Origin of the sequence: Alkalinema pantanalense CENA528 (assembly GCF_050753345.1) — a bacterium.
In the GTDB taxonomy this organism is placed as follows: domain Bacteria; phylum Cyanobacteriota; class Cyanobacteriia; order Leptolyngbyales; family Leptolyngbyaceae; genus Alkalinema; species Alkalinema pantanalense.
On sequence record NZ_JBLZFX010000156.1, the window covers coordinates 1 to 7,856 of the forward strand.

General features: G+C 45.0%; 2 protein-coding genes. Both read left to right on the forward strand.

Annotation, left to right across the window (positions count from 1 at the left end; genetic code table 11):
* Positions 1-431: 431 nt before the first annotated feature.
* Entirely contained in the window at positions 432-1,385 is a 954-nt protein-coding gene (locus tag ACN4EG_RS26440) for a diguanylate cyclase domain-containing protein (protein ID WP_431633276.1), read from the forward strand.
* Between the two features lie 115 nt (positions 1,386-1,500).
* Positions 1,501-7,494 (forward strand): PAS domain S-box protein, encoded by a 5,994-nt coding sequence (locus ACN4EG_RS26445; RefSeq protein ID WP_431633277.1) that lies wholly within the window; start codon positions 1,501-1,503, stop codon positions 7,492-7,494.
* The last annotated feature ends 362 nt before the right edge of the window (positions 7,495-7,856 follow it).

Below are 7,856 nucleotides of genomic sequence, written 5' to 3' on the forward strand. Positions count from 1 at the left end.
GGTTGAAGCCCTGGTTCTCTCACTGATTCAATCTCTAATCCCTAATATGATGCTAAATTACCTGCTTTTTCACGATTCTTGGTAAAACTCTTTATTTTTTTAAGCCTGAGTAGTTACCTTGACTTTATCTTAACTTCATCTACATTATCGTTGAATTAACGACTAGGGGTCAGTACAAATCTCCTATACAATGGCCCTCTATTCAGTTAACATCCTCATAAAGTAGAAATATATCAAGCGTTGGCTAGAAATATATCCAGGTCGGCTCAACATAGGTAGAGTTGTCTCTGAGGGTGGGTATAGTTAGTTTATACAAATATAAACATTGATCTAGCATCTAAAAATGACCGTAAATCAGTTGACTGACTGTGATTAGTAGCTGAAGTGATCTCTGAAGTTGATTTGCTCCATTTAGCTAAAAGCAGAGAAAAATGGCACCTGTTAGGATCCTAGTTGTAGATGACGAACTAGAGTTAGAACGCTTGATTAAGCAGCGTTTCAGGAAGCAGATCACGGCAAAAACGATGGATTTTCTCTTTGCCGCGAATGGAATTGAAGCGCTTCAGACATTACAGCACGATCGGCAAATTGATATGGTGTTGACGGATCTCAATATGCCTGAAATGGATGGCCTGACCCTAATGCATTGTTTGCCTAGGGTCAACGATAGCCTCAAGGTGGTTGTGATCTCTGCATATAATGATATGACTCGAATTCGGCAGGCTATGAATGAGGGAGCCTTCGACTTTCTGACGAAGCCGATCGACTTTCAGGATCTTAAACAAACGATCGAAAAAACGATCAAGTCTGTCCAAAAACTGCGACGTCAAAAAATTCAAGCCCAACAAGTCCAGGAAGCGTTGCTGGAAGCAGCACTCCATGATACCTTGACAGGCATTCCCAATCGACGGGGGCTCTGTTACCATCTCAACCTTCTCTTTGAGCAGGCCAACCCTTCAACTGAGCAAAAAATAGCCCTCCTGTTCATTGACCTAGATGGATTTAAACAGGTGAATGATCAACTGGGCCATTTGGTGGGAGATGAACTGCTCCAGCATGTTGCCCAGCGGTTAGTTCCTTGTTTGAGGGAAGGAGACATGGTGGCACGCTTGGGAGGAGATGAATTTGTGGTGGTTCTCTCCAGAATTGTGGATGTTACGGTTGCGATCTCAGTCGTGGAGCGTATCCAAACCCATTTAGAAGAGCCCTTTGAGCTAGGTGGTGTACAAGTTGGGATTGGTGTAAGTATTGGCATCACCATTGGGACTCTCACTAACCAAACTCCTGAAGAATTGTTGAGAGAAGCGGATATGGCGATGTATTCAGCCAAGGCGCGGGGGAAGGGCTGCTACGTCGTATTTGACACCATGACCCAAGAGCCTTAAACTATCGGCGACTGTTATCAAGGGTTATCCTCTTTCAGGGGCTATCATCACGTGTATGGGGCATCGCTCTGAAGTTAATCTATGTATTTCCCTGCGGTTGTAAACCGGGTGATCTATGAGTATTCCCACCATTCTTTGCGTTGATGATGAGCAAATTGTTCTATTTTCCTTGAAGCGCCAGTTATCTAGGCTATTTCCGGACTATGCGATCGAAACTGTCGAAAGTTCGCAGGTAGCCCTCGCGCGGGTAGATGAACTGGCACTGCAAGGGATTGAAGTTCCCCTGCTCATTGTCGATCAAGGGCTGCTAGGGGAAGCATTGGTTACTGAACTCCAAGCTCGTTATCCGCAGATCGTCAAGGTCATGTTAGTGGGGCAAGCGACGATTGAATCAGTGGTAAACGTGGTCAATCGAGGCAATCTTTATCGCTTGATTGTGAAACCTTGGAGTGATGCTGATCTTCAGAATGTGGTAATGGATTCGTTGCAACACTATTGGCAAGAACGGCAACGGATTCAACAGCAGGTCGGCCTACAGCAAACCGTTCGAGATCTAGAAAAGGTGAATGCAACCCTGGAACGTCAGGTGCAGGCACGCAATCAGCAACTGCACTACAGTGAGCAGCGACTGCATCATTTTATTGAACATACCCCCGTTGCGGTGGCAATCTTCGATCGGCAAATGTGTTATCTGGCTGCCAGCCACAAATGGTTAGAAGATTACCAATTAGGGGATGAATGCATTATTGGCAAATGCCACTACGACATTTTTCCGAATATTCCCCCTTACTGGCGAGAAGTTCATCAACGGGGCTTAAAGGGAATTGTTGGTCGTAATGAGCAAGATCCCTATATGCGTCCTGATGGTCAGCAGGACTGGGTGCGTTGGGAAGTCCGACCCTGGTATGAAACGGAAACGAGTATTGGAGGAATTATCATCTTTGGCGAGGTGATTACCGATCGCGTCTTAACAGAAATTGCGCTCCAGGAAAGTGAGGAACGGTATCGGTTACTGTCTGAGGTGAGCCCGGTTGGTATTTATCGTAATAACTTTGAGGGAAGCTGTACGTATGCGAATGAAAAAGCGTTAGAAATCACTGGCTTATCCAGTGAAGAAATTCTGGCAGGACAATGGGAGAAGAGTATTTACCCAGATGATCGGGCATTTGTCTCTTCCACGTGGCATTCCTTTATTCAACAGAATCGACACGGTAATCTAACTGAACTTCGCTTGGAACTACGGTTTCTCCATAGGGATGGCTCGATTGTGTGGGGTTTGGCACAAGCGGTTCCGGAGTGCAATGCCCAAGGGCAAGTGGTTGGCTTTATTGGTTCTGTTACCGATATTAGCGATCGCAAACAAGCGGAAGCTTTACTCAGAGACAGTGAACAGCGTTATGCCACCCTTGCCGAAGCCTCTCCAGTGGGTATTTTCCGGAATAACGCGAAGGGCGAAATCGTCTATGGCAACGATCGCTGGTATGAAATTATGGGTTTAGCCCGTGATCAAGGTTGGGGGCTAAACTGGTTACAAGCGATTCATCCCGATTGGCGAGAGCAACTCTTCCAATCTTGGCAATCCATCACGCAGGAACAATCTCACCGCTACATTGAAAGTTGTCTGCGAATGTCCGATGGTCAAATTAAGTGGGTGTATTGTCAAGTGCAGCCCGAAAAAGATGCTACGGGTGATGTGATTGGCTATGTTGGGACGCTGACAGATATTACGGAACTGAAGCACGTTGAAGCCGCACTGCGGTTGAGTGAGGAGCGGTTACAGTTGGCCTTAGAAGGCTCAGGGGATGGGCTATGGGATTGGAACTTGATCACCGATGAAATGTACTTTAGCCCCCGCTGGTGGGAAATGTTGGGATATGAGGTGGATGAACTGCCGGGAAATGTCCAAACGTGGCACCAATTGATGCATCCCGCCGATCGACCTTGGGTTGTTGAAATTTTGCAGGCCCATTTACAAGATGATTCACGGCTGTATGCATTTGACTATCGTATGCTTTGCAAGTCTGGTGAATGGAAATGGATTACTAGCTATGGCAAAGTGGTGGTGCGAGATGAAAATAGCAAGCCCCTGCGGATGACGGGAACCCATCGGGATATTAGCGATCGCAAGCGGGCAGAAGAAGCTGCTAAATTCCGTCAGCAACAGGTAATTTCTCTACTGAATAATATTCCCCATGCTGCATGGCTAAAAGATCAAGAAGGTCGCTTTCTCTCGGTAAATGCTCCTTTTGGTGAAGCTTGCGGCTATGATCCTTCGCAATTAGTGGGCCTCACGGATCTGGATATTTGGCCGCGCGAATTGGCTGCGTCCTATCAGCAGGACGATCGGGACGTAATGCTCTCAGGTCACCAAAAGCGCGTTGAAGAATATTTCGTGGCCTCAGATGGCACTGGGAAATGGGTTGAAACGATTAAAACGCCAGTCTTTGATGATTGGGGGGAACCGATCGGCATGGCAGGTATCTCCATGGATATTACTAAACGCAAGCGATCGGAACAAATTCTACAACAACTGAACCAAGAGTTAGAACAACGAGTTCAGCAACGAACCCACGAATTGCAACAACAAACCCAATTGCTTCAAATCATCCTCAATAGTATTGGTGATGGAGTATTGGTTGCTAATACCAGTGGAGAAATTATTCTCCATAACCCTGCTGCAGAAAATATTCCAGGATTGGGGGTTTCGATTAATTCCGACGCACTGCAAAATTTTTGGGGTATATATTTGCCGGGAGGAATTCCCTGTGCTACTGATCAACTTCCTTTGATGCGAGCAATGCAAGGAGAATCGATCGATCAAGCAGAAATGGTTCTCCGTAATATTTTTCACCCGGAAGGTATTTATATCGAAGTCACGGCCCGTCCTTTGTATGACAATCATCAGAGTCTCATCGGTGGGGTAGCGGTGTTACGTAATGTGACCGATCGTAAGCAAGCGGAACAAGCCCTTCAGGCAGAGAGATTACGGCTACAACTGGCGCTGGAAGCAGCCGACATGGGAACTTGGGAGGCGAATTTTGAGACTGGTATTTGGTCAGAAAAAACGGAAGCCATTTTTGGTTATGCCCCTGGAACATTTCCGGGCGATCGGGAATCCTTCCTCAAATTGGTGTACAGAGAAGATCAGGAACGGGTTTTCCAATCGTTTGCCCATAGCCTCACCACCGGTGAACCCTACAATATTGAATATCGCATTAATCGACAGGATGGGGAACTGCGGTGGGTGGCAGTGCGGGGCAAAGTGATTCAGCCGGAAGATGATGAAAGTTCACGCATTATTGGAATTGCGGTTGATATTACAGAACGGAAACAAACAGAAGAAGCGATTCGCTTAAGCCAAGAACAATTACAGTTGGCGTTGGAAGGGTCGGGGGATGGGCTATGGGATTGGGATATAGCAACTGACAATGCCTATTTGAGCCCTCGGTTGCTGGGTATGCTGGGGTATGAAGCTGATGAATTACCGGGGCATGTGCAGACCTGGGTGCAAATGATTCATCCGGATGACAAAGAACAAGCGATGCTGCATCTCCATGCTCATTTGCAAGATCAAATTCCCTATCAGGTGGAATATCGTGCTCGGTCTAAAACGGGCGAATGGAGATGGATTGCGGTCTACGGCAAGGTCGTGAATCGAGATTTTCTCGGTAAGCCTCTACGCATGGTCGGATTGCAGCGAGATATCACCGATCGCAAACAAGCAGAAATTGCGCTCCAAGAGTCTCAGCGTTTTTTACAAACAGTGATTGATACCTTTCCCCTAGTGGTTTGGTGGAAAGATTGTCATTTAGTCTACTTAGGTTGCAACCAAAAAGCTGCTGAAGCGGCAGGTTTGTTAGCTCCAGCCGAGATCATTGGCAAAACTGACTATGATTTACCTTGGGGCGCTACCCATGCTGAAGAATACCGCGCTGACGATCGGGAGGTCTTAAATTCAGGAATTGCGAAGTTAGGGATTATTGAGACACAATTGAGATCGGATGGTTCAATCATCTGGATTGAAACGAATAAATTGCCTTTGTATAACTTGAGTGGTGAGATAGTTGGTTTATTAGGAACCTATCAGGATATCACCGATCGTAAACAAGCCGAGGAAGCCTTACGAGATAGTGAAGAACGATTACGTTTGGCATTGATGGCTGCGAAGCAAGGACTTTATGATCTCAATTTACAAACGGGGCAGGTCATTGTCAGTCCTGAATATGCCATTATGCTGGGATATGACCCTGATGAATTCCAGGAAACCAGTACTACATGGCTGGAAAGACTGCATCCAGATGATTCTGAGCGGGGTGAAAGTCTTTATCAAGCCTATATTAAAGGGACTTTGTTAGAGCATGTTTGGGAATTTCGGCAACGTACAAAAACGGGAGAATGGAAATGGATTTTGTCGCTGGGTAAACTGGTTTCTTATGATGCCGATGGCAATCCTTTACGCATGCTGGGCACTCATATGGATATTGACGATCGTAAAGTGAATGAAGCTGCTTTATTGCAAGCAAAGCTAGAGTTGGAAGATCGGGTTGAACAACGCACTGCTGAATTACGTTTATCTAAAGAAGCAGCGGAGGCTGCTAACCGAGCTAAGAGTATTTTTCTGGCAAATATGAGTCATGAACTCCGAACTCCACTCAATGCAATCCTTGGATTTAGCCAATTGCTGAGCCGAAGTAATGCATTAGATGTAGAACAACAAAGACAGATTAATATTATCAATCGTAGCGGTGAACATTTGCTTAATCTGATCAATGACATTTTAGAAATGTCTAAGATTGAAGCTGGACGAATGATATTGACGCCTAAGAACTTTGATCTGTATCAATTACTAAAAAGTATAGATGAAATGTTCTATCTTAGGGCTCAATCGAAAGGCTTGCAGATTATGGTTGATTACTCGAATACACTTCCTAAATATGTTTATGCGGATGAGAATAAATTGCGCCAAGTATTAATTAATTTGATGAATAATGCTATAAAATTCACTAATAAAGGCTACATTCGCTTGAAAATACAGGTGGTTCCTCCGAATTCAACAATTGATAATTATTTAACTTCTCTGGGCACTTCTCATCAATCTATAAATCAATCTATAAACCCTCTAGGGCAGGATCAGGTCTTTCTTCGCTTTGCAGTTGAAGACACTGGGCCTGGAATTGCTCCGATCGAACAAGCAGCATTATTTGAACCATTTGTGCAAGCCCAAGCAGGCCAAGCCTCTTTAGAAGGAACCGGGTTGGGGCTACCGATTAGTCGTCAATTTGTGCGCTTGTTGGGTGGAGAATTAAGCTGCCATAGCACACTAGGTCAGGGATCGACTTTCCGGTTTGAAATTCCTGTTAAAACAGTTCAGGCAATCAATTTTGTTCCTCAACGATCGCGTCACCGTGTTATAGGGTTACAAGTGAATCAACCGACTTACCGATTGCTGATTGTTGAGGATAATTGTGAAAATCGGCAATTTTTGGTGCAGTTACTGCGGCCTATCGGTTTTGAGGTGCAAGAAGCAGAAAATGGACAAGAGGCGATCGCGGTTTGGCAGCAATGGCGGCCTCACTTAGTCTGGATGGATATCCGAATGCCCACGGTGGATGGATATGAAGCTACCAGACAAATTCGGGCTTTGGAAGCGCAGGAGAAGAATTCCCCATCGATTCTAAAAACGAAGATTTTGGCATTAACAGCCAGTGCGTTTGAAGATGAGCGGGCTGCAATTCTGGCTTCAGGTTGTGACGACCTAGTTTGTAAACCGATTACAGAAGAAATTCTGTTTGATAAGATGGCAGAACATCTAGAGATTCGTTATATATATGAGGCAGGAAGTCTATCTACAGCCTCGTCTCCAGAAATAGCGAATGAAATAGTTTTTGTGGACAATGTACAGAATTTATCCTTGGATTGGATCACTCAATTGCAACGAGCCGCTCGAATGGCGGATGAAGAATTAATTTTGCAACTGTTAGATGAACTAGCTTTAACTCAAGCATCTCTAGCGAATCAGCTCCGAAGTTTAGTGTATGCATTAAGGTTGGATAAATTAATTGAGTTTACGATCGAGGCGAGTAATGATCTAGAAAATCCGAATTTGTAGGTATGCAATTGGTCACTCTAATGTGTGCGGTGGACCCAAGCATTTGGACAAGATCTAATGAAAGTTAAGCTCTAAGTGTAACGTGAGCTCAGCCATCTCATAGATCAAAAGAGATTGATCTGACAAATGCTTTAGTTAATCGAACTCATTATCATCCATCTAACCGGGTCAGTCAAATTCAATTTGACTCTTTAAACCTGCATCATAAACCTGATTGGGTTTCTGGTTATTTAGGGATTGATGCATGGGTGCATCCCAGTTTTGTAAGACTCACGATGAGAATTGCCCATTGAGATATGCAGAGCGGTGTTTAAGCACCTGAGGGACATTGTCTTGGTTCCACTGCGCTCCCGATAGTTTGA